This window comes from Pelodictyon phaeoclathratiforme BU-1 (assembly GCF_000020645.1).
Classification (GTDB): Bacteria; Bacteroidota; Chlorobiia; order Chlorobiales; family Chlorobiaceae; genus Chlorobium; species Chlorobium phaeoclathratiforme.
This window is the reverse complement of sequence record NC_011060.1, coordinates 2,321,988-2,345,661: the sequence shown is the minus strand read 5'-3', so window position 1 is coordinate 2,345,661 and position 23,674 is coordinate 2,321,988. Positions and strand designations below refer to the sequence as shown.

The window sequence follows — 23,674 nt, the reverse complement described above, 5'->3', positions numbered from 1 at the left end:
CTGTTACAGGAGGAAAGATGAAAATCGAAGAGCTGATCACCGAGGTACAAAAAGTTTTGGGTGTTGATGCCGATGGCAAGGCTGGACCGGAAACCTGGAGTGCCATTTACAAGAATATTGTCACTCCCACACTTCCTGATGCTCCGCCAGTGCCCGATATAGCCCCAGTCGATCAAAGAAGTGAAAAGGTCATCGCAACACTGTTGCCCCAGGTACAACCATTAGCGCGTGCTCTTGTCCAGAAAGCCGCTTTGAGCGGAATTAGCATAAAGATAATCTGTGGTTTCAGGACCTATGCAGAACAAGATGCCTTGTACGCGCAAGGTCGAACGGTGCCGGGGAATAAAGTTACCAACGCCAAAGGGGGCTTCTCAAATCACAACTTCGGCATTGCATTTGATATCGGGGTTTTTGAGGGAAACAAGTATCTCGGTGATTCACCAAAGTACAAGGCTGTGGGTGTTATTGGCACAGACCTCGGATTAGAGTGGGGAGGAAACTGGAAAACAATTGTCGATGAGCCGCACTTTCAGCTTCGCCCTGCCTGGGCGTCTAAAATGAAGGAGTCGGAGATGCTGGCCGAGTTGAGAACCCGCGTGGCTGGTAACTTGCCAATTTACGCATAGGCCGCTGTTTTTATTCCCTCGACTCCCTTTCGTTGCGGGATAGGTTACTTTCTGTTCCGTGAATCTTGCATCACCTCCCCGGACGTTGACGGGTTTCATCGCCTGGGGGGGAAAGCATCACACGCATGGTGCAACTGAAGAGGAGCGATAGCACGAAATTTTACTCCGTAATATGATGCTCTCAACCTCTGGCTTTCCCGTCTTTTATGAAAGCATCTCTGTGCGGTTTCGGCTTCTCCCGGAGCAGATCGCCCTCAAATAATTGGAGATTTTTTCTTAAATTCCCGCTTTACCGAAGAGCTTTAAAACGAACGATCAATAAATAAATTTTCTGCAAATGTCTGATCCTGTCATCAAGCGGGCGCTGGTCTCTGTATCTGATAAAACCGGTATTGTTGAATTTTGCCGGGAGTTGAGTGGCATGGGCGTTGAAATTTTCTCAACAGGGGGTACCTTGAAGTCGCTTCAGGATTCAGGAGTCAGCGCATCCTCCATCTCCACCATTACCGGATTTCCGGAAATCATGGATGGACGGGTCAAAACCCTGCACCCGAAAATACATGGTGGACTGCTTGCCGTAAGGGAGAATCCGGAGCATGTCAAACAGGCTACGGAGAACGGTATCAGCTTCATTGATCTTGTTGTCGTCAACCTTTATCCTTTCGAGGCTACAGTGGCAAGGCCGGATGTAACCTTCGAGGATGCTATAGAGAATATTGATATTGGTGGTCCATCCATGCTGCGCAGTGCAGCCAAGAACAACGAATCGGTAACGGTGGTAACCGATAGTGCCGACTACGCTCTTGTGCTGCAGGAGATGCGTGAGCATAACGGTGCGACAAAAAGAACGACCCGTCTGACGCTTGCCCTGAAAGTATTTGAACTCACCTCCCGTTATGACCGTGCCATTGCCTCTTACCTTGCCGGAGCAGTCGCAGGAGAGCAGCAGGGTGCGGCCTCAAAGATGACGGTCACTCTTGAGCGTGAGCTCGATATGCGTTACGGTGAAAATCCGCACCAGAGCGCAGGGCTTTACCGCCTGACCGATGAGAACGGAACACGCTCCTTTGGCGACTTTTTCGAGAAGCTGCATGGCAAGGAGCTCTCCTACAATAATATGCTCGACATCGCTGCAGCAGTCTCCCTGATTGAGGAGTTCCGTGGAGAGGAGCCGACAGTGGTCATTGTCAAACACACCAACCCCTGTGGTGTCGCTCAGGCCCCGACCCTTGCCGAAGCCTACCGCAGGGCATTTTCAACCGATACCCAGGCTCCTTTTGGTGGAATTATCTCCTTTAACCGTCCTCTCGATATGGAGGCAGCAAAGGCGGTCAATGAAATTTTCACCGAGATTCTCATTGCTCCCGCTTTTGAGGATGGCGTGCTTGAGATGCTGATGAAGAAAAAAGATCGCAGGCTGGTGCTGCAGACGAACGCTTTGCCCAAAGGTGGCTGGGAGTTCAAGTCAACCCCGTTCGGGATGCTTGTTCAGGAACGTGACAGCAAAATCGTTGCAAAAGAGGATCTGACGGTTGTAACCAAACGGCAGCCGACAGAAGAGGAGATTGCCGACCTGATGTTTGCCTGGAAAATCTGCAAGCATATCAAGTCGAACACCATTCTCTATGTCAAGAATCGTCAGACATACGGCGTCGGCGCTGGACAGATGTCGCGCGTTGACTCCTCCAAAATTGCACGTTGGAAGGCCTCTGAAGTTAGTCTCGACCTGCATGGATCGGTTGTTGCTTCGGATGCGTTTTTCCCCTTCGCTGATGGCCTGCTTGCCGCTGCCGAAGCTGGTGTTACCGCAGTCATTCAGCCTGGTGGCTCCATTCGCGATAACGAGGTGATTGAAGCAGCCGATGCCAACAACCTTGCGATGGTCTTTACCGGAATGCGTCACTTCAAGCATTGAGAAAGCAAAAAGTCGGAGAAGTAATGGTTTGGGAAAAAAATGACTATTGGGGTGAACCTATGGCGGTATATGCTTTTTGGAACAACAAGGGTGGTGTTGGAAAGAGTTATCTGACTTTTCAAGTCGCATGTGAATATGCTCGCACTCATGCGGACAAGAAAATCCTTGTTATCGATTTATGCCCTCAAGCTAATGCATCAGGTATGCTGCTTGGTGGAATGATCAACGGAGAACGGCTTTTATCAGAGTTAAGTCCGTCACGTACAATTTCAACATATATCGAAGATCGTATTGTCAGTCCGTATGTTAACCCCAATACCGGGGCTCAATATTTAACACAGATCTCACAGTATAACAGTGCGATTCCTGTAAATCTCTTTTTGATTGCAGGAGACGAAACCCTAGAAATTCAAGCGTCTCGTGTCTATGGTGCAACTCAGCCGGGCCCGGCAGATGCGTGGCGTATTGTCCATTCCTGGATTTCAGACTTGATAAATGACGTTAAAAATTCTTGGGATCAAGCAGATGTAACGGTATTTATTGATTGTAATCCAAGCTTTTCAATTTATACTGAACTTGCCATGTCGGCGGCTCAAAGAGTACTTGTTCCGTTTTCAGCGGATGGTTCTTCAAAACGAGCTGTTCGGGCAGTATTGGCGCTTCTCTTTGGTATTACAAGGCAGGCTGGTACACAACAATCAGAGTTTTTCAATAACTCGCTACGATTTACTATGGCGTTACCTCAAATTTATTGCTATATCGGTAACAGACTCACACAGTATGTAAAATCCGCCAGTGCTTTCGGGCAAGTTGTTCGGGAAATTGGCGAAGAAATCTGGAACGTATGGCTTCATAATTCCAATAGATTTTGTGTCCATCCTGTATCTGCAGGTGTGCCACAAAGTCGCCGTGCGTTTACAAATATGTTTCAATTTGAGATAGTGGATGCAAATACTGCTTCAGTGGTATCAAGTACACTCGGAATACCAATAATGTCTTTAAATGCTGGTCTCATAAGTGTGAATGGAAAAAGTGTGAATGTTAATCAATCTCAACTGGACAAGCAACGGCCAAATATCAGGGATCTTGTCGCAATAATCGAGTAAATAATTCCATAACATATAACTCCTATTCATACAGGCAAGAGTCATTATAAGTACTCTATAAAAATAGATTCCATAGAAAATAAGGCAAGATACTGAAGATTCATGCCATAAGTTGAAATTATGGAATGACTGTGCGCTTGGATATTCGTTATTAGTTTTTTCTATTTGTTTTCATTCTGGACAAGTTTCGAACTCAACTTGTTCAGAAATTGGTAGGTATCGTGTCTTCTTTCGCCTTTTTCAGATTATCCGCAACAGCCAGGGCGTTACGTTTCAAACGCCTGAGGCCGATGCGGAAAATCGGGGTGCCATAAAAGAGTTCGCGGAAGCTTGATTTGGTCAGGTTCAATATCTCCTCTGTTGTGATGCCGATGAGATTCTGCCGCAACACAAATGATTCATTTGCGGTGATGCTTGCCTGCCGGTTATAGGGGCAGACCTCCTGGCAGAGATCGCATCCAAACAACCAGTCGCCGATCATCGCCGCCTCTTCAGCCGTAAAATCCCGTTTCAGCTCCACTGTCAGATAGGAGATGCACCTTGAGGCATCAATTTTTCCCGGTTCAAGCAATGCCCCGGTAGGGCAGCGCTCAAGACAATTACTGCAACTGCCACAGTAGTTGGGCAAGGAAAGTTTTGTAGAGATAATCTCCCGGTCAACAAGAATTTCTCCAAGAAAAACATACGACCCGGCAGAGGGCACCTTCAGAAGGGTGTTTTTTCCGGTTTTTCCGATAGCGGCCTCTTCGGCCCACGCTTTTTCAAGAAGTGGCGCGCTGTCAACCGTGATTCTTGCCTGGAGAGGCTCTTCCACAAGCAATTGTATTGCTGCAACAAGCGCCTCCAGTTTATTCCTGACAACCCTGTGGTAGTCGTCGATGAGTGCATATTTCGAGATTTTCGGCAGGCCATCATCATGGCTGAGAGGATAATTATAACAGATGGCAGTAGAGATGATGGTGTGCAACCCTGTAAACAGCAGGGAAGGATTGCTCCGTTCCTCCATCTGCTTTTCCATGTAGCCCATCTCCCCATGCCGTTTTTCACGGACCATATCGGTAACATGCTGCATAGCAATGGGTTGCCGTACAGGAGCGGAAAACCCGATGGCCGCAAATCCAAGTCGCGCCGCTTCTTTGCGGATCTGGCGGGCAAGCGTGGTGGAAGGGTCTGCCATTACGGGATAAAGGTTTGCAGGCTTGCTTAAACAACTATTTATCGTTAAATAAATATACAGGTTAGAAAATTGATTTCCCTTTCGCTTTAACGTTCTCTTTATTGTATGGAACGACGTGAGTTTATAAAAAAAATGCTGCAGCGCACTGGTATTGGCGCTGGTGTTGCCGTGGCAGGTACCGCAGGTTTGGTTGGCTATTATCAGCCGAGAAAGGAGTTTTATCTCCAGTCGGCTGAAGGAGCGGAGGGGAAGGAGAGGCTTGAGCTGTCAAAAAAGGTGGTGGTTATTGGCGGGGGTCTGGCTGGTATTACCGCTTCCCTTGAGCTGGCCCGCAAGGGTTTTGCGGTGACGCTTGTGGAGTCTTCTGCCTCTCTGGGCGGCAAGCTTACCGGCTGGGATCTTGAGGCTCTTGGTGAACGCTTTCCGGTGGAGCACGGCTTTCATGGCTTTTTTGACCAGTATTACAATCTCAATGAGCTTTTTGCCTCTGCTGGCATCAAGCCGGATGTTTTTCTGGCCTCTCCCGGATATCCGGTGATTTTTAAAAATTCTCCGGAAGAGATTTTTGGTCAGACACCGAAATTATTTCCGCTTAATGTATTTGCTATTATCGGTCAGTCCCGCCGACTGGATCTGATCTCTTTTCTGAAAAATTCCAAAGGGTTGCTCTCGACCATAGAGTTGTTCCGGTACGAGTATAAAAAGAGCTTTCAGAAGTATGACGCTATCGATTTTATGACCTTTTGCCGTCAAGGTGAGACTCTTCCCGCTTTTGTTGATACGGTGCTGCACCCTTTTGCGGATGCGACCATGAACCGTATGGAGGTGTTGTCGGCGGCGGAGGCTCTTCGCTATTTTCATTTTTATTTTATGGGCAGTCCGGAAGGGCTCTCTTTTAAAATTACCAATCGTGATTGTATGACCGCCCTCATCAATCCCCTTGAGGCTAAACTGAAGGAGCTTGGGGTGACGCTCCGGAAGGGATGTTCGGCAGGGAGGCTGAAGGTTGAGGGGAAGAGGGTTGAGGGGGTTGTGGTGGATTCGCCGGATAGTGGTAGCGCCCTCTATTTAATTCTTGATGCTGCTGCGGTTCCGCAAGAGGGTTTTGCTGCGTTTGTTACAGTTGATGGTGTGCCGGTCATGGTTGGGCGTAAAGGGAACGGTTATCTTGCCTTCGACGGGCGCTGTACGCATATGGGTTGCCCGGTTACTCCCGATGCTCTTACCGGGGGCTTTTACTGTCCCTGCCATGCAGGTCGTTACGACGCATCAGGTATTCCGGTCAGTGGGCCGCCCGAGGCTCCACTTGCAAGACTTGCGGTGCTTCCTGAGGGAGAGAAACTGGTTGTGAAGCGCGAAGGAATAGTTGGTGGAGGAGAGGGTGAACTTCTCGCATGTGATTATTGCGTTATCGCTTCCGATGTGCGGGGTACCCGAGGGCTGGTTCATGCTTCGCAATTGGCTCGTCCTGAATTTGAGTCGAAGGTTGCTTCGCTCGGGGAGGCGGATCCCTATGCGGTCTACCGCCTCTGGATTGACCGGAAGATTGATTCTGCGGAGTTTCCTTTTTATACGGTTTCGGGTTATACCTATACCGACTCGATATCTCTCTATTCGCATTTTCAGGAGCCCTTCATTTCGTGGGCAAAAAAGCATGGTGGCACTGTCGTTGAACTGCACGCCTATGCCATTGCTCCAAAGGATATCAGACCGGAAGAGGAGATCAAGGCAACGATGCTTCAGGAATTGCATACCATGTTTCCGGAAACCCGCGAAGCGAAGCTCTTGCACGAACTCTTTATGCTGCAGTCCAACTTTTCAAGGTGGGCTCCGGGTGATCATGCCCGTCGTCCCGGCATTGAAACGCCTTTTTCAAATCTCTTTCTTGCCGGAGACTGGGTAAAGGTTGATGCGCCGGTTTTTCTTATGGAGGCTGCGGCTTTTACCGGGCGCATGGCTGCCAACCTGATCTTCCGTCAGGAGTCGCTGAAGCCGATTCCGCTTCCGATTGTGCCGATGAAGGGTTTATTTGCCTGACGTACTAATCCCCCAGGCATTGCACAACGGTGTTGTGAAGCAAGGGGCGAAAAGTGCGGATTTTGATGTTTTCTGATGTGGGATAGACCCTGTTGCTGAGCAGAATGACTGCAAGCTCCTTTTCGGGATCAATCCAGATGCTGGTTCCCGTGTAGCCAAGATGGCCGTACGAGGATGCGGAAAAGTAGTCTCCCGCTGAAGAGTGACCATCCGGAGAGCGTAAATCCCATCCCAGCGCTCTTGGATAGCCGTTTCGGGAGAGAAATTTCCTGAGTGTGGCTGTTCGGAAGTACGTTTGGCCATTGATGCTTCCTCCATCCATAAGCATAGAGACCATGCCAAGGAGGTCACCTGTGGTTGAAAAGAGTCCGGCATGACCGGCAACGCCTCCGAGCAGCGCAGCATTCTGATCGTTGACGAGGGGCCTTGGCGCCTCCAATGGCCAGAGCGTATCCTTGTCCACCGGTGCAATACGTCCGCTCTGCGATGGTGGTGGGGTGAACATGGTCGAACTCATGCCAAGTGGCTCAGCAAAACGTCGATGAAAGTTAGCGGCAAGGGTTTTGCCGGTTATCATCTCAATGATTCTGCCAAGAAGCATGAAGTTGAGATCGCTGTAGAGGGTGGTTTTGCCGGGTTGTGAGAGCAGCGTATCGGCTTCAATGGCCCGGAAAAGCTCTTCGGGGGTACGGCAGCTTTTTGCATAAAACGTGTGGGCCCGTAATCCGGAGGTATGGCGCAGGAGCTGCTCGATCGTCACTGCATCCTTGCCTTTCTGTGCAAAAGCTGGCAGATAACGGGATACTGGAGTTTGAATAGAGAGTGAGTCCCGATCAACAAGCTGCATGGCAATGCTCGTGGTGACAATAGCTTTGGTCAGAGAGGCAAGATCGTACATGGTTGTCGTCTCTACCGGGCTGCTTTTCGGGTCATAGGTCATCCTTCCGAATGCGTTATGAAAAACAACCTTTCCCTTGTAAAGAACGGCGAGGCTTGCTCCCGGAAAGACCGTATCGCTTACGGCTTTTTGCACGACGGCTTCAAGCGGCTTGAAATCATAAGCCATGCTCTTTGATGGAAGCGCTCCGCCTGATCCTGCAAAGAGTATGCATGATGCAATAACAAAGCGGAGCAGTCGGGGCATCGGGTTATTGGCAGTTTAAAAGAGCGAAAATTTGACATAGCGTTTCGGGTTCGCTTTCAGGTCAACCAGGACAGAATCAAGCGATGAAAGCGTTCTGGAGAGGTTGTTGTAGAGCGCCGGATTGGAAGAGAGCTGGCCAAGGGTTCCGTTGTCATTGCTGAGCTTGGTGATCAGTGTTTCGGTTTTCAACGCAGCCTGGTTGAGACGTTCAATGGTCTCGCTGCTGTTTTCCGCCAATGCCTTGTCATTAAGGAGTCTTGGAAGGAGACCATCGCCATGGGAGGCCTTCTTTGTCAGTGTTGAGAGCTCTGCCGTTGTGGTTTTCAGACTGTTAATTGTTTCAGCAAGTTCACTGCCCATTTTTTCATCTGAAATAAGCCTTCCAGCCATTCCTTTGCCGCTGTTCAGGTGGTCGAGGAGCTCATTGATTTTGACAAAAGCGTTGTTCGCACTGGCCGTGAGGTTTGCCATTCCGTCCTCGGTTTCAAGAGAGATAAAATCCCCATCGTTAACGGCTGCAGCTTTTCCTGTTTTGATATCAACATATTTGTCGCCCAGTATACCGAGGGATTTGATGGTCGCCCTGGCATCCTTGGTAACAAGGTGGGCAAACTCATTTTTCAGTCTGAGCGTGGCAACGACGAAAAGGGTACCATTTCTTCTCTCAAAGTCCATTTTTGAAACGGTGCCGATTTTTTTGCCTGAAACCGAGACAAAGTTGTTCTCTGCGAGGCTTTGAACATCACTAGAAAGAATTTTAATGTTCGTCACGCCGGTAAACAGGTTGCTGTTTTTCCCAATAACCAGTCCCATATAGGCGGCAAAACAGACGCCGAAAACAAAAAATATGCCGGTTTTCAGATCGCTCCATTTCAAAGCGTTCGGATTTTTCATACAGGTGAAAGTCTTAAGTGATGTTATAGTTCAAGAATTTTATCGGAAAGAATTGAGCGTATGAACTGATGGTTTGACTCATGCAGTTTTTCGGTTACATCGTCGAAAATCATTTCACCCTGATAGAGTACGGCAACGGAGTCGGCAACATTAAAGACATCATCAATAATATGGGTAACAATCACGGCTCCAAGGTTGTTGTTATGGCGCAGCGAACTGATAAGCGAGAGGATTTTTTTTGAGCTGACCGGATCAAGTCCTGCGGTTGGTTCATCAAAAAGAATCATGTGTGGCTTGAAAATCATCGCCCTTCCGATGGCAACCCTTCGGCGCATTCCTCCACTCAAACTTTCAGGCAGTTGATCTTCATACCCTTCCAGCCCCGCAAACTGGATTTGCTCGGCAACTCTTTGGCTTATCTCCTCTTCCGGAAGCTTCATGTTTTCACGAAGAAAGAAGCCCAGATTCTGGCTGATGGTCAACGAATCGAAGAGCGCATTTCCCTGGAAAACCATCCCCATCTTGCGCCGTATAGCGTAAAGGGCACTCTCTTTCATGCCGGTTATATCGGTGCCATCAACAATAACCTGACCGCTGTTGGGCTTGATGAGGCCGAGCATCAGCTTGAGAATGGTGCTCTTTCCAACGCCGCTGGGACCAAGAATTGCCTTGATGGTGTTGTCTTTGACGGTCAGGGAGACCTTTTTGAGGATCTCTTTCTCGCCATATTTCAAGCTTACATTTCGTAATTCAATCATCCACTTACATGTTTTCCAGCACAATCTTTGAAACGTAGAAATTGGCAATCAGTACCAGCCCGGATGATACAACAATGCCTTTGATGGTGGCACGCCCGACACCAGCGGTACCTCCCCTTGCCGAAAAGCCGTTGAAGCTGCTGACCAGCGTTATAATAATGGCGAAGACAGGAGCTTTGAGAAACCCGACCACAAAGTCTTTTGGTGCAAGCCGGGGATAAACAGCGTTCCAGAATATTCCAGGGTCGATCCGGTGGTAGTGCTCGGCCATGTAGGCTGCGCTTTGCAGTCCGGCAAAGTCGGAAAGCGCGGTCAGTGGCAGAAACATGATGAGTGCAGCAACAAGGCGCGGCATAACCAGTTTGGCAATGGGATCGGTACCGAAAGCACGAAGGGCGTCGATCTGTTCCGATATCTGCATGGCGCCGAGTTCAGCACCATTTCTCGATCCGAAGCGTGCGGAGAGCATGAGGCCCATCAGCAGCGGTCCGAGTTCGCGGATTACGGAGAGGGCGGTTGAGCGTCCGAGCATTGTTTTGGCGCCGAAATCTTCAAGCAGGTTCCCAACTTCGATGGCAAGAAGCGCCCCAATGGAAATGGCGCTGACCAGTACAATGGGAATCGAGTCGGTACCGCAGATGCCAGCCTGGTCAAGAAAGTCTCTCCAGTAGCGCTTTATTTTCGGCATAGCCATAAACGCCCTGAGCGAAAAGAGAAAAAAATCCTGCATGGTGAGGAAAAAATCTTTCAGTCGCAGGACAAGCTTTTTTTCCAGATTGCGCATGAAGGATAATGGCATAAAAAGAGTGTGATGAGGTGAGCTGAGCGCTTGTTGTCCTGTTTTCATGCGTGTAAAAGTCGGCTTTTCATTTTCGCTACCCATTCGCAAGGTATGGTGACCTTGCCGAAGATATCTTCATCGCGCTCACGCATTCCATGAAAGTCAGAACCTCCTGAAAAGAGCAGAAAGTACTCATTCGCAATTTCACGGTAGTAATTCTGGCGGTAGGCATCGTGAGAGGGATGAACAATTTCAATGCCATCAAGGCCAAACGTAATCAACTGTTTCAGCGTCTCATCAGAGACATTCTGCGCCGGATGCGCAAGGAAAGAGAGGCCCGAGGCCTTGTTGATGAGCTTTATGACATCCGCTGGATGCGTTTCAATGCTTTTGACATATGCCGGGCTGTGTGAGCCGAGATATTTGCTGAATGCCTCGCTGAAGCTTTTTACATAGCCGACATCCTGCAGCACCGCTGCAATATGCGGTCGCCCGACACTGCCGTTCTGTGCCTTGACAATGATCTGCTCAATACCGATCTTTACGCCCATTTTGGCGAGTTTGCTCACCATGCGCTCAGCCCGTTCGGTGCGCAGGTGGCGGCAGTGATCCAGATATTCTTTCAGCTCTGAATGCTGATAATCAAAAAAATAACCAAGGATATGAATATCATTGCCCTTGTAGGTCGAGCTCATTTCTACACCAGGAATAAGCTCAATGCCTTTCTCTGAGGCTAATGGCTTTGCTTTGTCAATACCTAAAACAGAATCATGATCAGTAATACTAATGGCCTTCAGCCCGACGAGTGCTGCTTTTTCAACAATCTCCGCCGGTGTAAAGATCCCGTCTGAACATTTGGTATGTATATGTAAATCTGCTTTTTCAAAACCATTATGCCCTACGCCGGATAAGCTGTATGGCACGGTTGGATTATTAAACTGTTAATTTAGATTAACTGATATATAAGAAAAATTTTCCGCCTGCTTCTGCAGAAAACTTAATTATTTTTTAAGAGTTGTGTACTCCCTCTTTTTAGGGTTGCAGGACTCCCGTAGCGACAAGGTAGAGTATGGCTGTACCTGCCACGAGCCGGTAGGCAATGAAGATGGTTGTCGTATGTTTTTTCAGGTAGTTGAGAAGAAAGGCTATTGATGCATAGCCGACAATACCAGCCACCAGGGTTGCAACGAGGATGTTGGTGATGTGTTCAGGAGATGCGACAATAATATCCCAGGTTTGATAGAGCTTGTAGAGTCCTGCGGCAAATACCGCTGGCAGGGAAAGTAGAAATGAAAAACGTGCAGCGGTTGCACGGTCAAGATTTAAAAAAAGGCCGCCGGTAATTGTTACCCCTGAACGCGATGAGCCGGGTATGAGGGCGATGCTTTGAGCCAGACCGATCAGAAGAGCCTCTTTCCATCCGATATTTTCCATTGCTTTCAGTGGAAGCTCTTTTTTGATCCGGTTTTTTATTTTCCCTTCAGCCAGAAAGAGAATGATCGCCAGCCCGATAAGTGACCCGCTGATCCAGTAAAGGGAGCGGAGTGTGGTATCAATCTGCGTTTCAAAGAGTTTGCCAAAAATGACAATCGGTATCGTTCCGGCAACAATCATCCACCCCATTTTGGCGTCACTGTTTTCCAGCGGTTTGCGCTGTACGATGCCCTCAATGACAGCGGCGACGATGATGAAAATATCTTTCCAGAAATAGAGAAGAACAGCTACGAGGGTGCCGATCTGAACGATGGCAGTAAATGCGGCACCGGGATCTTCCCATCCGGCAAGAGCAGGAATAATTCTCAGATGTGCCGTGCTGCTGATCGGAAGGAACTCCGTCAGTCCCTGGACGATACCGAGAACGATAGCTTCAAAGAGGGTCATGGATGTGTCGTTGTATCGGTTGGCAGAACGCTTTTCTGCTGAAGAATGTTCTTAAGGTAGTTTACAGCATGCTGAACGGCAAGGGCGCGGTGACTGAGCCTGTTTTTTTCTGTCGTGCTCATTTCAGCATAGGTTTTCCCGGTGTTGTGTACCAGAAAAAGGGGATCATAACCAAACCCTTCAACACCCTGTTCTTCAAGGGTTATGCTGCCGGGAACCACTCCTTCAGCAGTGTGTTCAAACCGGAAGCATCCTTCCGCAGACGGGAGAGCGCCTTTCAGCGCAATAACGGTTCTGAAACGAGCCTCTCGGTTGGCGATACCCTTCATGCAGTGCAGCAGGTGAGCAACATTGTCTTTATACGTTGGACTCTGGCCATCCGGCACAGGAGCAAATCGTGCAGAGTAAACACCCGGCGCTCCATCAAGCCCATCCACTTCCAGCCCGGTATCGTCTGCCAGTGCAATCATAAAGGGGAAGCGTTCAGAGAGAATGGCGAAAATCGCCCTTGCCTTGAGCAGGGCATTTCCTTCGAGCGTCTCCTCTGTTTCCTCAATCTCGACATCCACACCAAGCTCATGGAGTGTCCGAACAGTGAACAGGGGAGAGATTGTTTCAAGCAGAGGACGAAGCTCTTTGACCTTGTCCCGATTGGCGGTGGCAAGAACAATGGTAATCTCTTTATCGGCAGTTGCTGGCATGGGTTGTTCTATTTTATGATACGAAGCATCTCCCTGATTGCCTCTTCAAGACCTGTCAGTACGGCACGGGCAATAATGGCATGACCGATACTGACCTCTTCAATCTCCTCAATCTCCCTGAAAGGAGCGATGTTGAGATAATTAAGCCCGTGGCCCGCAACCACCTTGAGCCCGAGGCTTCTGGCGTGTATGGCGGCCTCACGGATTCTTTGCAGCTCTTTCGATTGTGCCTCACCCTCTTTTTTCAGGGCATAAAGGCCCGTGTGCAGCTCTACCAGATCGGCCCCAGCCTGTTTGGCAAGGTCGATAGCTTTTTTCTCGGGTTCGATAAAGAGACTGACCTCTATTCCCGCAGCATTGAACGGTTTCAGATATGCTGCCAGTACCGCATAGTGGCGGACAATGTCAAACCCGCCTTCAGTCGTAAGCTCCTCCCTTTTTTCAGGCACAAGGGTGATGAGCTCCGGCCTTGTTTTCAGCGCTATCTGCTGCAGCTCCGGGGTCATGGCCATCTCAAGATCAAGCTTTGTGGTCACCGCTTCGCGGAGTCGGGCAAGATCATGGTCGTTAATATGGCGACGATCCTCACGCAGGTGGCAGACAATGCCCGCAGCGCCACACTTTTCAGCAAGCAGGGCAGCGGCAACCGGATCAGGTTCCTGCTCGCCCCGAGCGTTGCGCAGGGTGGCGATATGATCAATATTAACGGCTAATCTCATGGTATCGAAAGGTCAATGGTCAGCAATCGGAAGCTTTTCTCTGCAGGTTCTCCTGCTTTATTTTCTTAAGCGAAGGTAATGAAAAATGATACAATGGGCAATTTTTGCAGAGAGGTAGCTTGAGCTGGCAATTCTTTATACCTCGGTTATATGAGTGGGTTGGCCCAGAATGCGGGATTGAATGCAAAAGATTGAATCCTTTGTCCCTGCCAGACGGCCTCCTTTTGGAGGATGGTGAGCGTCAGCGTCTGCATAGGTTTGTCAGGATTTTTTGCAGCAAATGCTCCGGGTGTGAGCACAGCGGTGCAGCAATGAGGCTTGGGGTCACGGACGGAGTGGTAGAGAATTGCTGAAAGAGATGCTTGCCGTGCAACTTTTGCAAATGCTTGTGTTGCGCTGTAGTTGCCTGGATCAGTCCAGAAGAGTGTATCTTTCTTGAAAGGAGCCAGTCGCAAATCGACCATTATTCCCTTCACTTGCACAGAAAACGCGGTGAATTGAGCGGGCGGAAGCCTGTCGAGATTCAAGGAATCCTGAAGAAATTGCCAGCGATGGTACCCAATTTCAGCCGCAGCAGTTTTTACCCGTTCTGCCCCATAAAAAACGCCGGGATCACTTGGAGCCCGAAACCGTGAGCCTTTAGGGTAGAGGGTTTTATAACGAAATGGCGTTGAGAGAAGATAGTGCAGTCCTGCCGTTTCAGTTGGTACGGGCGGCTTTCCCTGTTCAAGAATCTCTTCAAGCAGCGCCTGTTCAGCAAGTGAGTCTACAATTTTCATGGTCGAGACCACGTGCTGCGCCTCAACGATTCTCCATATTGTCCTCTGATGATTCCAGGCTTCAGACAATACCTCGGCAGGCGTCCAGATAGGTGACGACATGAACAAGTCCCTCCGTTGTTTCAATAAGTTCAACTGGCTTCCGGCCAGAAAGTGCCTTGTTTTCGCTGTTCAGCCATACTTTGGCCGCTTCTGATGATCCTCCCACAATCGAATCTAGCGATCGGAAGAGCCTGACCAGCAGCACAGCAAATTCCCACTCTTTTCTGTCGGTCGAAAGTAAAAAAGTTCCTGTATTGAGACGGCTGATTGTTGCCGGGCTCAGTCCGAGAATTCTGGAAAGTTTTGTGTTCGGGAGACCAAGATAGAGTGCCGTGTTTCGCACTGCCTTGGAAAGCACAGCCTGCCTGTTTTCCGGATGAAACTGTGTGGATTGCTGCATGGGTATCTATCTTCGTTTATGATTTCTGTGGAAATAATATAGTCGATTTGTTTCTGTAGAAAAATATAATTGTTCGTTATGAAAGTACCATCAACATCCTCACTCCTGAATGTTGCTCTGGCACTCGGTATTCTGACTCTCTCTTGCTCTCAGTTGAGTATCCTCTATGAATTCTTTCATATCGCTCTGTTCGATGCCGCCGGATCGTTTGGCATTGCCTGGTTTGCCTGAAGCAAAGGAAAAGAGTCGCTCGAAAAAGCCCGTACCGGCAAACTCGGCTGTTGCTGCAGCGGGAGTTGCGAGGCGTCGTAGTTTTTTAAAAGGATTACAGACCTGATAGAATCGCAGAATTGATGGAAGAAAGTGCCGGGAGCAGTTTTCTGTCAAATCGGGACTAAGTTGGCACCAAGTCGGCACCAAGTTGGCACCAGGTTGGCATCAAGTCGAAATTGTCTTGAGTTCATGCGAAAAACCTGCGACAGTTCAGCAATTGATGACGATCATGGAGTGGAAAGACCGGAGCAAGTTCAGGGAAAAATATGTCAATCCACTTTTGGAGGAGGATATTCTGGCGATGACCGTCTCGGAGAAACCGACCAGTTCCCGTCAACAGTACACCTTGACCGAAAAAGGCAGGCGATTGCTGGCGGATATTCGAAAGACGTCCTGAGACGGAATATTCCATTACAAACGGTGTGGGGAACGGAAGCTGTGTAATGATGAAGATTTCCCTATGGAACGGGTGTATTGGGCAAAACCATCTGGATGACCAGTTTCATGCCGCATGCGTTTGCATATCGGCGCAAGGTATTGAGTGATGGAGAGTGATCCTGCTTGCCCAGGCTTGCCTCAATGCGTGCCAGAACAGGCTGCGAAACTCCCATACGTGAAGCCACTTCAGCCTGGGTGAGGCCCGCCTGCGTACGGGCATGCAAAAGTGCCCTGAGAGCCGCAAACTCATCTTCAAGTGCATCGTAGGCTATTTTGAACTTTGGGTCGCTTGAGCTGTTATGAGCCGCATAAGCTTTTGGGTCAAAGGCTACAGGATTATAGGTGTTGCTGTCACTCATGGTGTAATCTCCTTCAGCCGTTTTCTGGCAAGTTTCAACTCTTTGATTGGTGTCGCCTGTCTCTTTTTTATGAATCCATGCAAAATGACAACCTTCCGGTCAACCAGACAACAGAAAAAAGCTCGTCCAATTCCCTCAGCACCTCTTGCACGAATTTCGAACAATCCATCACCAAATGGTCGGGTGTAGGGTAACCCAAGATTTGGCCCAGAGATCACGATTTGCTCTGTAATCCGGACAAAGCTCGCATTGATGCCGATTGGCCAGGCTTCAATCTCTTTCTGGACGGATTTATTGAAAAACAGAATTTGATAGCTCATTCGTCAATATAGCTCACAAGCTATAACATTCAAGGGGCGATGAAAATAATTTCTTTTTATTGTAAAGGTCGCTCGTCTCAAGATTGTCCGCGTTTGGGCTTCCGATCATTGTCAGGCTCTTCTGTCAAATGTTTCTCTATTCAACAAATGCGGGATTTGGTTCCAGCGCAATCGGTAAAACGGAGTGCCCGCACTGCGGTAATAGTAACGGTTGAGTTATATTCTTGAACAAGAAATGACTTCCGAAGTTTCAACAACGAACAAGGCTGTCACAGGGTAATGTTTCAGATCCTCTCCTTACCATGGTACATGAATTTCTGAAAGAAGAAGCAAGGGTAGCAGTATGAACATTCAGCATCTTGATTCTGCGTCAAAACTTGACGCATTGCTTGCCTTAACTGCTGAGAGCGAGGTGGTAGAATTCAAGGAGCTTAATCTGGAAGAGATCGAACGCATCCGTGCACAGGCAACTCTGGAGGATTGGAGTGCGGCAATAGTACCCGATGCGGGGCTGGATGATCTGGACGACGAGGCTCTCCGGGTCGCGCGTAACAACTTCAAGAGCAAATTCCCTGATAAAGCGGTTGACGTTGACGCATGGGACAATGCGACCTTTTTGAACAAGGCCAAATTATCCATCAAAGGAAAGTTGACCCGTACCGCCCTGATATTGCTGGGCAACAATGAAGCTGAACATTTTTTGTTGCCTGCTGATGTCAAAATCCGCTGGATACTCAAAGATCATTTGGGTAATGACCGTGACTATGCCTTGTTTGGTTTGCCGATGCTGCTTGCTGTTGACAAGGTCTATGCCAAAATCCGCAATCTGAAATACCGCTATCTCCCTGAAGGCACACTCTTTCCTGAAGAGATTGATCAATATGAGCCTTATGCAATTCGTGAGGCTGTAAATAATTGCCTTGCCCATCAGGATTATTCTCTGGCTGGGCGTATCAATGTGATTGAAGGAGACGAGACGCTGACCTTCACCAACCTCGGGAGTTTTGCGCCTGGCGATGTAAAGCGCGTGGTGATGGAAGACGCCCCGGAGGAGTATTACCGGAACCGCTTTTTAGCGACGGCTATGTTCAACCTGAAGATGGTGGAGACGGCAGGCGGCGGAATCCGGAAGTTGTTTCTGTTGCAGAGTGCCCGGTTTTTTCCGTTGCCCGATTATGAGCTTTCAAGCAATCGTGTAAAATTGAAACTCACTGGCAAGGTGCTGAACATGGACTATGCCCGTCTGCTTGCCAGCACCGGCGACTTGACTCTCAGCGAAATCATGGCGCTCGACAAGGTGCAAAAGAAGCTTTCACTCAGTAACGATGAAGAAAAACTGCTTAAAGCAAAATTCCTTATCGAAGGGCGCAAACCGAATTTTTATATCTCTCAAAAGGTGGCGCAGAAGATCGGTAAAAAAGCATCATACAGTAAAAACAGGGCTTTAGACAAACAGTACTACCTTGATATGATCTGCAGAGCGATTGGCGAACATGGTTCATTGAACCGCAAGGATATTAATGATCTCCTTTGGAATAAACTGCCTGATTGGATGAGTGATAAGCAGAAGATGTATAAGATAGGCAATCTGATGGGAGAGCTTCGCAGGAATCAAGTGACTGTCAATAAAGGTAGCATGGCTACTCCTCAGTGGGTTCTCGTAAAATAGAACGGGAAAGAAAAATTAAGAAAGGAAATACGTAATAACATCTTTTTAAGTCGTATTAAATTAGGTATTTACGTTCTCGTAAAATGTTGAACTTTATAAGCGTTTTACGAAACGATCAAATAGCTGATAGTTCTGAATGTTTAAAGTAATAGTCTGTGCAGCAGACCTGTGGATATTTGCCAGACGTTCTGAAACAGAATAGTTTACCACAAAACCTTACGGGAATCAAATAAATGCCGTCACTTGACTGGATTGGGAAAAAAGCTGTTGTAAACCACCACAAGCAGGTGCCGTTTCATTTGTTGCGTCAGAATATGGAGTTGTCGGCTGGTGACCCTGATTCAAAAAATCTTCTGGTGCAGGGGGATAACCTTGTGGCCTTGAAGGCATTGCTGCCATACTATGCCGGGCAGGTGAAGTGCATCTATATCGACCCGCCGTATAACACCGGAGTGGATGAGCGTGATGAAAGCGGGAAACGTACCGGATGGGTCTATGACGATAATGTCAGCAACCCTGAAATCAAAGATTGGCTTCACAAGGTTGTCGGGGCAGAGGCGGAAGATCTTTCTCGCCACGACAAGTGGTTGTGCATGATGTACCCGCGTCTCATGATGTTACATGAATTCCTGAAAGAAGATGGAGTGATTTTTGCAAGTATTGATGAAACAGAATACGCGAATCTCCGTCTGCTTTTTGATGAGATTTTTGGGCTTGGAAATCGTGTTGGAACAATAATCTGGGACAATGCCACCGACAACAACCCGACCAATATTGCGATGGAGCACGAATACATTCTTTGTTACGCAAAAAACAAGAGTCAGCTCCCATCAGTCTGGAAATCGCCAAATCTTGCGGTAAAAACGAAGCTTCTTCAAATCGGGGATGATTTCGTGGAGCAATATCCAGATCAGAAAGAACGCCAAGAAGCGTATACAAAGTGGTTTAGAGAAAACAAAGATTACTTGTGGCCTTTTGACAGGTATAAATTCATTGACGGAGACGGGATATACACAGGAAGTCAAAGCGTTCATAACCCTGGTAAAGAGGGGTATCGGTACGATATTATTCACCCAACAACGGAGCTACCATGTAAGCAGCCCATGATGGGTTACAGATTTCCGCAAGAAACCTATTACAGGTTGTTATCCGAAAAACGTGTCATTTTTGGCAATGATGAAACGAAGCTGATCGAGTTGAAGGTCTACGTAAAAGATTACAGAGCAAAGCTCTCCAGTCTTTTTACTCTCGACGGACGGGTCGGTACCAACGAAATCAAGGACATTCTTCATTACGATAAGCGCCCCTTTGATTTCCCAAAGCCAACGACATTACTGGAAGAGCTGTTCAGTTTTACAACATCAGGTGATGATCTGATTTTGGACTCTTTTGCGGGTTCGGGAACATCAGGTCATGCGGTATTGAAATTGAACAAAAGTGATGGTCAAAACCGGCGATTTATTCTTATCGAAATGAAAGAGAAGATAGCCCGCGATATCACGGCTGAACGTATCCGACGAGTTTCTGAAGGGTATGAAAGTATAAAGAATGTATCAGTGAAGGGCCTCGGTGGCGGTTTTCGCTTCTGCGAACTCGGCGAACCCCTCTTCTCCGCAGACGGCTCCATCAACAAGGCGGTCACCTTCAAGGAGCTGGCGCATCACATCTTTTTCATTGCGACCGGGGAGCCTCTGCCACCGGCCACCGATTTCTCAACCCCGTTTCTTGGCATCTTGAACAATATCGCAGTCTATCTGCTCTACAACGGAATTCTCGGCGATAACGAGGATGAGGGCGGCAATGTGCTTACCCGTTCTGTGTTAAGCCGGTTGCCGAAACATGAGGGCACAAAAATTGTCTACGGCAATGGCTGCCTGCTTGGCTCATCGCATCTCAACCGGGAGAATATCATTTTCCGCCAAATCCCCTACGAAGTGAGGTGCTCATGATAACCCTCAAGGATTACCAGTGGCGGTCGTTATCGGCCCTCTCCGACTATTTTACAGCCTTTCAGCAGGATGAGAGTGCCGGGATGGCTTATGCCACTGTCACCCGGCACTCCTTTGGCGCGGCGCTTTCTTATCGGGAGGTGAAGGAGCTTCCGGGGCTGCCCTATATCTGCCTCAGAATGCCCACTGGCGGAGGCAAAACCATTGTTGCCAGCCATGCCATCGGTATTGCGGCCAAAGAGTTGATGCACACGGAAACGCCGGTTGTTCTCTGGCTTGTTCCCTCCAATACCATCAAGGAGCAGACCTGTAATGCTCTGAAAGATCGGAACCACCCCTACCGGCAGGCGGTTGAGGAGTCGATGCCCTCGGTTGCGGTGCTGACCATGCCGGAGGCGCTCTACGTCACTCGTCCGACGCTTGCCAACAATGCCACCATTATTGTCTCCACCATTCAGGCCTTCAGGGTCGATGAAACGGAGGGGCGAAAGGTCTATGAGCAATCCGGCGTTCTGATGGAGCACTTCACTGATCTCGACACCGCTCTCGCCCAAACCCTTGAAGCCTACGACAACGGCGTGCCGATTCAGTCGCTGGCCAATCTGTTGAAAATGCACCGTCCAATTGTGATTGTTGACGAAGCGCACAACTCCCGGACGCAGCTCTCCTTTGAAACGCTCGCCCGCTTCAACCCCTCCTGCATCATTGAGTTCACAGCAACACCGGCCACCGAGCACAATCCAAGCAACATCCTCTACTCCGTCTCGGCGGCAGAGCTGAAGGCGGCCCAGATGATCAAGATGCCCATCCGGCTCGAAACAAGGCCAAACTGGAAGGAGCTGCTGACGGATGCCATCGCTTGCCGCAAGCATCTTGAACAGCTTGCCCTTGAAGAGCAGCAGGCGACAGGCGAGTACATCAGGCCGATCATGCTCATTCAGGCACAGGCCAAAAGCCAGACGCATGAGACGCTCACCGTTGAGGTTGTTGAGCAGTGCCTGATTGATGATTTTAACATTCCGGCGGAGCAGATTCGCCGGGCTACCGGAACCGACAAGGGGCTGGAAAATCTTGACCTTGCGGCATCGAGTTGCAAGGTACGCTTTATCATTACCGTGCAGGCATTGCGGGAGGGGTGGGACTGCCCCTTTGCCTACGTCCTTTGCTCCGTTGCCGAGATGCGCTCCTCCACGGCGGTCGAACAGATTCTCGGCCGTATCATGCGGCTGCACCTTGCAAAGCGGAAGCAGCGGGCAGAGCTGAACATGGCTTATGCCTTTTCAGCATCGAAAAACTTTGTTGAGGCGGCCAACGCCCTTGAAGATGCGCTGATTCAAAACGGCTTCAACCGGCAGGAGGCCAAAGAGCTGATAACCCGTATGCCAGCCGGGGAACAGGGCAGGCTTGACCTCTTCTTCAAGGTCTCGGAACCTCTCGCAGAAGTGCCACTCCTTGCAGGGTTGCCCGAAACCGTTGCCAATAAATTCACCTACGACGAGGCGAGCAAAACCTGCACCTTCGTCGGTATCATGGAAGAGCCTGAGAAGTACGCGATTCTTGATTGCTGCACAACGCCGGAAGCCAAGGCAACTATCGAGAGGCTCTATCGCAAAAGCTGTGGCATACCGCCGGAACAGCCAAAAACAGCGGCTGAACTCGGCATTGACTTCTCGGTTCCTCTCCTCTCCGTGCAGCAGGGTGAGCTGTTTGAACCCTTCGAGGAGAGCCATTTCCTTGAAATTCCGTGGAGACTCTCCAAATACCCGCCCGCCTTCACCGAGTCAGACTATGCAGCAAAGCAGTTTGACGGTAAGGTGATTGACATTGACGTTGATGATCGCGGCAAGGTCTCAAAGTCATTCCTCAAGGATTTGCGCCATCAGATCTCTTTTCTGGAGCCAGATGACGATGAAAGTGTGGCAACGCTGGTTCACTAAATTGACCGGAACATCCCGAACCGCGCTGATATCTTCCCGTCAGAGAGCGGCCCTTGGCTCATCGGCGTTATTCACTATCTCCTGAACGAGAGAACTATCTCCCTTCAGGAGCTTTTCCACGACAAATACACCCTGCGCCAAAGGATTGTTGCAAAAATAGATACTCTGCGCAAAGCCGAGCGGCAGAAAGCTTATCAGGCATTTCTCCTGCCGGAATGTGCAACCCCGATTGTGGTGACACCAGCCCGATGCTTTACATTCAAACCCGACGAATACCCCTGCAATGCAAAATATAAGGGCAGCTTCAAGTTCCAGAAGCACTACTACAAAGAGATTGCCTCCCTGAACGGCGAAGAGGAGGAGTGCGCAATCTATATCGATCAACTCCCCGAAGTTGAATTCTGGGTACGCAACATCGAACGGCGCGAGTTCCACTCCTTCTGGCTCCAGACATCCACCGACAAATTCTACCCCGACTTTGTCTGCAAACTCAAGGATGGGCGCTTTTTCGTTGTCGAATATAAAGCGGAGACATCATGGAGCAATGAAGATTCACGAGAGAAACTCGCCTTGGGGGAGTTGTGGGAGAAGCGCAGCAATGGCACCTGCCTGTTTGTGATGCCGAAGGGGCGGGACTTGGCGGGGATTGGGGGGAAGGTAAAGTTCAAAAATAAAGAAAGTGATTGATTATAAAGTCCAGAAACGGTAGTTTGTCGGTGTATAATTTTTATTCTGGTCGTATTGCTATGAACTGATTGTATACGTGTGGTGCGCCATTTAAATTTTCGTTTTTTTGGAGGTAATAGATAATGCTTAATTGGAGGAAGAAAACTATGCCAAACACCGAGTCAACGCAATTAAAAGTGCTCAACTATGCTGATGCCCTTAAGGGTATAGCAAATAAAATAAAAACGACGAATATTGATGAATTTCGATACAGTGATAATTATTTCCACTCTAATTTTATTATTTATGGCAGCTCAAAGGTTTTTGGGAAAAACGCATCAAATGAAAGAGAATTAACTGCGGTGATGAAAGATTTTATCTTTATTGAGAATTTGATTGCTGGACTAAAACGCAGGATTTCTGATATTCCTGATATAAATCATAGTCGACATATTACAAATATTAGTAGAATCGAAAAATCAATGATGAGCTTTTTACAATATGGGTCATGGGACGATTATAGAAATGCAATATCAGTTCCAGCACTAAATGAACTTGATTACTCTTCTGAACAGCTCGATAGATCTTATGGTACACCATATTTTAATTCTATAAAATGGGGAAATGTTAATTCAGCAATAAAAGATGTTAATAATATAAATGGGGGATATAATATCAACAATGAACAAGAGTATATAAAACAAATTGGTATAGTTATCGAAGATACTAATAATAAAAAAGATATTTTTGGAGAACATGCGATATATAATTCATGTTATAAAATAAATTCAATTTCTCTATATATGCGTAATAATTTTCAAGGGAAAGAAACTGAAATAATTAAAAAATTATATGAAATTATCACGGTTTTTAACGAGCTTATGACGTTTGTGTCCAACACAGCAATGCTTGGTAGTGGTGTAGGTAGACTGTTTTTGCCATAAAAAATTGAACGATAGAATTCCGGGTTTGGGCAATAAAAATGAAAATAGCTGCTTGATAATCAACTACCCCGCAGCAGAGCTACGGGGTATAACGTCATGTTTAAGAATACTTTCACAAAGCACAGCTTTGAGGAATGTATCCTATAGCGATTTAATTTA

At 48.3% G+C, this 23,674-nt stretch carries 24 protein-coding genes; 10 read left to right on the top strand and 14 right to left on the bottom strand.

Going from position 1 to position 23,674, the window contains the following annotated elements; all coding sequences use genetic code 11:
• The first annotated feature begins 17 nt into the window (after nt 1–17).
• From PPHA_RS11170 to PPHA_RS11160, 3 genes are all read left to right on the top strand, one after another.
• On the top strand, nt 18–626 hold the full coding sequence (locus PPHA_RS11170; RefSeq protein ID WP_012508931.1) for a M15 family metallopeptidase: 609 nt from the start codon (nt 18–20) through the stop codon (nt 624–626).
• 337 nt (nt 627–963) lie between these two features.
• A complete protein-coding gene (purH, locus tag PPHA_RS11165) occupies nt 964–2,541 on the top strand; it encodes a bifunctional phosphoribosylaminoimidazolecarboxamide formyltransferase/IMP cyclohydrolase (RefSeq protein WP_012508930.1) in 1,578 nt (525 codons plus the stop codon).
• A 59-nt stretch (nt 2,542–2,600) separates the two neighbouring features.
• Nucleotides 2,601–3,647, top strand: coding sequence for a ParA family protein (locus tag PPHA_RS11160; protein ID WP_041526864.1), 1,047 nt, complete (start codon nt 2,601–2,603; stop codon nt 3,645–3,647).
• A 202-nt stretch (nt 3,648–3,849) separates the two neighbouring features.
• Here PPHA_RS11160 and queG read toward each other — a convergent pair whose 3' ends face one another.
• Nucleotides 3,850–4,824, bottom strand: a complete 975-nt coding sequence (gene queG / locus PPHA_RS11155) for a tRNA epoxyqueuosine(34) reductase QueG (protein ID WP_012508928.1) — start codon at nt 4,822–4,824, stop codon at nt 3,850–3,852.
• A gap of 105 nt (nt 4,825–4,929) precedes the next feature.
• Here queG and PPHA_RS11150 point away from each other — a divergent pair, with 105 nt between their 5' ends.
• The gene (locus PPHA_RS11150) at nt 4,930–6,861 is read left to right on the top strand and encodes an FAD-dependent oxidoreductase (protein ID WP_012508927.1); all 1,932 of its coding nucleotides are present in this window, start codon (nt 4,930–4,932) and stop codon (nt 6,859–6,861) included.
• Between the two features lie 4 nt (nt 6,862–6,865).
• On the opposite strand, the gene PPHA_RS11145 is transcribed toward PPHA_RS11150, so the two are convergent.
• The 11 genes from PPHA_RS11145 to PPHA_RS16015 all read right to left on the bottom strand — a co-directional run bounded on the left by PPHA_RS11145 (nt 6,866) and on the right by PPHA_RS16015 (nt 15,347).
• Nucleotides 6,866–8,005, bottom strand: a complete 1,140-nt coding sequence (locus tag PPHA_RS11145) for a serine hydrolase domain-containing protein (protein ID WP_012508926.1) — start codon at nt 8,003–8,005, stop codon at nt 6,866–6,868.
• 15 nt (nt 8,006–8,020) lie between these two features.
• Nucleotides 8,021–8,899, bottom strand: a complete 879-nt coding sequence (locus tag PPHA_RS11140) for an MlaD family protein (RefSeq protein ID WP_012508925.1) — start codon at nt 8,897–8,899, stop codon at nt 8,021–8,023.
• 23 nt (nt 8,900–8,922) lie between these two features.
• The gene (locus tag PPHA_RS11135; protein ID WP_012508924.1) at nt 8,923–9,657 is read right to left on the bottom strand and encodes an ABC transporter ATP-binding protein; all 735 of its coding nucleotides are present in this window, start codon (nt 9,655–9,657) and stop codon (nt 8,923–8,925) included.
• Nucleotides 9,658–9,661: 4 nt separating this feature from the next.
• Nucleotides 9,662–10,456 (bottom strand): MlaE family ABC transporter permease, encoded by a 795-nt coding sequence (locus PPHA_RS11130; RefSeq protein ID WP_012508923.1) that lies wholly within the window; start codon nt 10,454–10,456, stop codon nt 9,662–9,664.
• Nucleotides 10,457–10,500: 44 nt separating this feature from the next.
• A complete protein-coding gene (locus PPHA_RS11125) occupies nt 10,501–11,361 on the bottom strand; it encodes a PHP domain-containing protein (protein ID WP_012508922.1) in 861 nt (286 codons plus the stop codon).
• A 109-nt stretch (nt 11,362–11,470) separates the two neighbouring features.
• Entirely contained in the window at nt 11,471–12,319 is an 849-nt protein-coding gene (gene uppP / locus PPHA_RS11120; RefSeq protein WP_012508921.1) for an undecaprenyl-diphosphatase UppP, read from the bottom strand.
• Nucleotides 12,316–13,020, bottom strand: coding sequence for an RdgB/HAM1 family non-canonical purine NTP pyrophosphatase (gene rdgB, locus PPHA_RS11115; protein ID WP_012508920.1), 705 nt, complete (start codon nt 13,018–13,020; stop codon nt 12,316–12,318). Before rdgB ends, uppP begins: the two co-directional genes overlap by 4 nt.
• Before the next feature lie 8 nt (nt 13,021–13,028).
• Nucleotides 13,029–13,739, bottom strand: coding sequence for a pyridoxine 5'-phosphate synthase (locus PPHA_RS11110; RefSeq protein WP_012508919.1), 711 nt, complete (start codon nt 13,737–13,739; stop codon nt 13,029–13,031).
• Nucleotides 13,740–13,885: 146 nt separating this feature from the next.
• The gene (locus tag PPHA_RS11105) at nt 13,886–14,620 is read right to left on the bottom strand and encodes an RES family NAD+ phosphorylase (RefSeq protein ID WP_012508918.1); all 735 of its coding nucleotides are present in this window, start codon (nt 14,618–14,620) and stop codon (nt 13,886–13,888) included.
• Nucleotides 14,580–14,960, bottom strand: a complete 381-nt coding sequence (locus tag PPHA_RS11100) for an antitoxin Xre/MbcA/ParS toxin-binding domain-containing protein (RefSeq protein WP_012508917.1) — start codon at nt 14,958–14,960, stop codon at nt 14,580–14,582. The genes PPHA_RS11105 and PPHA_RS11100 overlap by 41 nt, the downstream gene beginning before the upstream one ends.
• 99 nt (nt 14,961–15,059) lie before the next feature.
• Nucleotides 15,060–15,347: a hypothetical protein gene (locus PPHA_RS16015; RefSeq protein ID WP_190273992.1), complete on the bottom strand. Its 288-nt coding sequence runs from the start codon at nt 15,345–15,347 to the stop codon at nt 15,060–15,062.
• Nucleotides 15,348–15,381: 34 nt separating this feature from the next.
• On the opposite strand from PPHA_RS16015, the gene PPHA_RS15690 reads away from it, so the two are divergent.
• A complete protein-coding gene (locus PPHA_RS15690) occupies nt 15,382–15,630 on the top strand; it encodes a Fic family protein (protein ID WP_012508915.1) in 249 nt (82 codons plus the stop codon).
• Between the two features lie 61 nt (nt 15,631–15,691).
• Here PPHA_RS15690 and PPHA_RS11090 read toward each other — a convergent pair whose 3' ends face one another.
• Nucleotides 15,692–16,030, bottom strand: coding sequence for a helix-turn-helix domain-containing protein (locus PPHA_RS11090; RefSeq protein WP_012508914.1), 339 nt, complete (start codon nt 16,028–16,030; stop codon nt 15,692–15,694).
• Entirely contained in the window at nt 16,027–16,350 is a 324-nt protein-coding gene (locus PPHA_RS11085) for a type II toxin-antitoxin system RelE/ParE family toxin (RefSeq protein WP_012508913.1), read from the bottom strand. Before PPHA_RS11085 ends, PPHA_RS11090 begins: the two co-directional genes overlap by 4 nt.
• A 343-nt stretch (nt 16,351–16,693) precedes the next feature.
• Here PPHA_RS11085 and PPHA_RS11080 point away from each other — a divergent pair, with 343 nt between their 5' ends.
• From PPHA_RS11080 to PPHA_RS14740, 5 genes are all read left to right on the top strand, one after another.
• Nucleotides 16,694–18,019, top strand: a complete 1,326-nt coding sequence (locus tag PPHA_RS11080) for a putative DNA binding domain-containing protein (RefSeq protein WP_012508912.1) — start codon at nt 16,694–16,696, stop codon at nt 18,017–18,019.
• A gap of 233 nt (nt 18,020–18,252) precedes the next feature.
• Complete coding sequence (locus PPHA_RS11075) at nt 18,253–19,968, top strand: site-specific DNA-methyltransferase (protein WP_012508911.1); 1,716 nt, start codon at nt 18,253–18,255, stop codon at nt 19,966–19,968.
• On the top strand, nt 19,965–21,905 hold the full coding sequence (locus PPHA_RS11070; RefSeq protein WP_150085686.1) for a DEAD/DEAH box helicase: 1,941 nt from the start codon (nt 19,965–19,967) through the stop codon (nt 21,903–21,905). Before PPHA_RS11075 ends, PPHA_RS11070 begins: the two co-directional genes overlap by 4 nt.
• Nucleotides 21,906–22,136: 231 nt before the next feature.
• Entirely contained in the window at nt 22,137–22,592 is a 456-nt protein-coding gene (locus tag PPHA_RS14745; protein WP_049759935.1) for a hypothetical protein, read from the top strand.
• Between the two features lie 146 nt (nt 22,593–22,738).
• Nucleotides 22,739–23,515: a hypothetical protein gene (locus PPHA_RS14740; RefSeq protein ID WP_049759934.1), complete on the top strand. Its 777-nt coding sequence runs from the start codon at nt 22,739–22,741 to the stop codon at nt 23,513–23,515.
• Nucleotides 23,516–23,674: the final 159 nt, after the last annotated feature.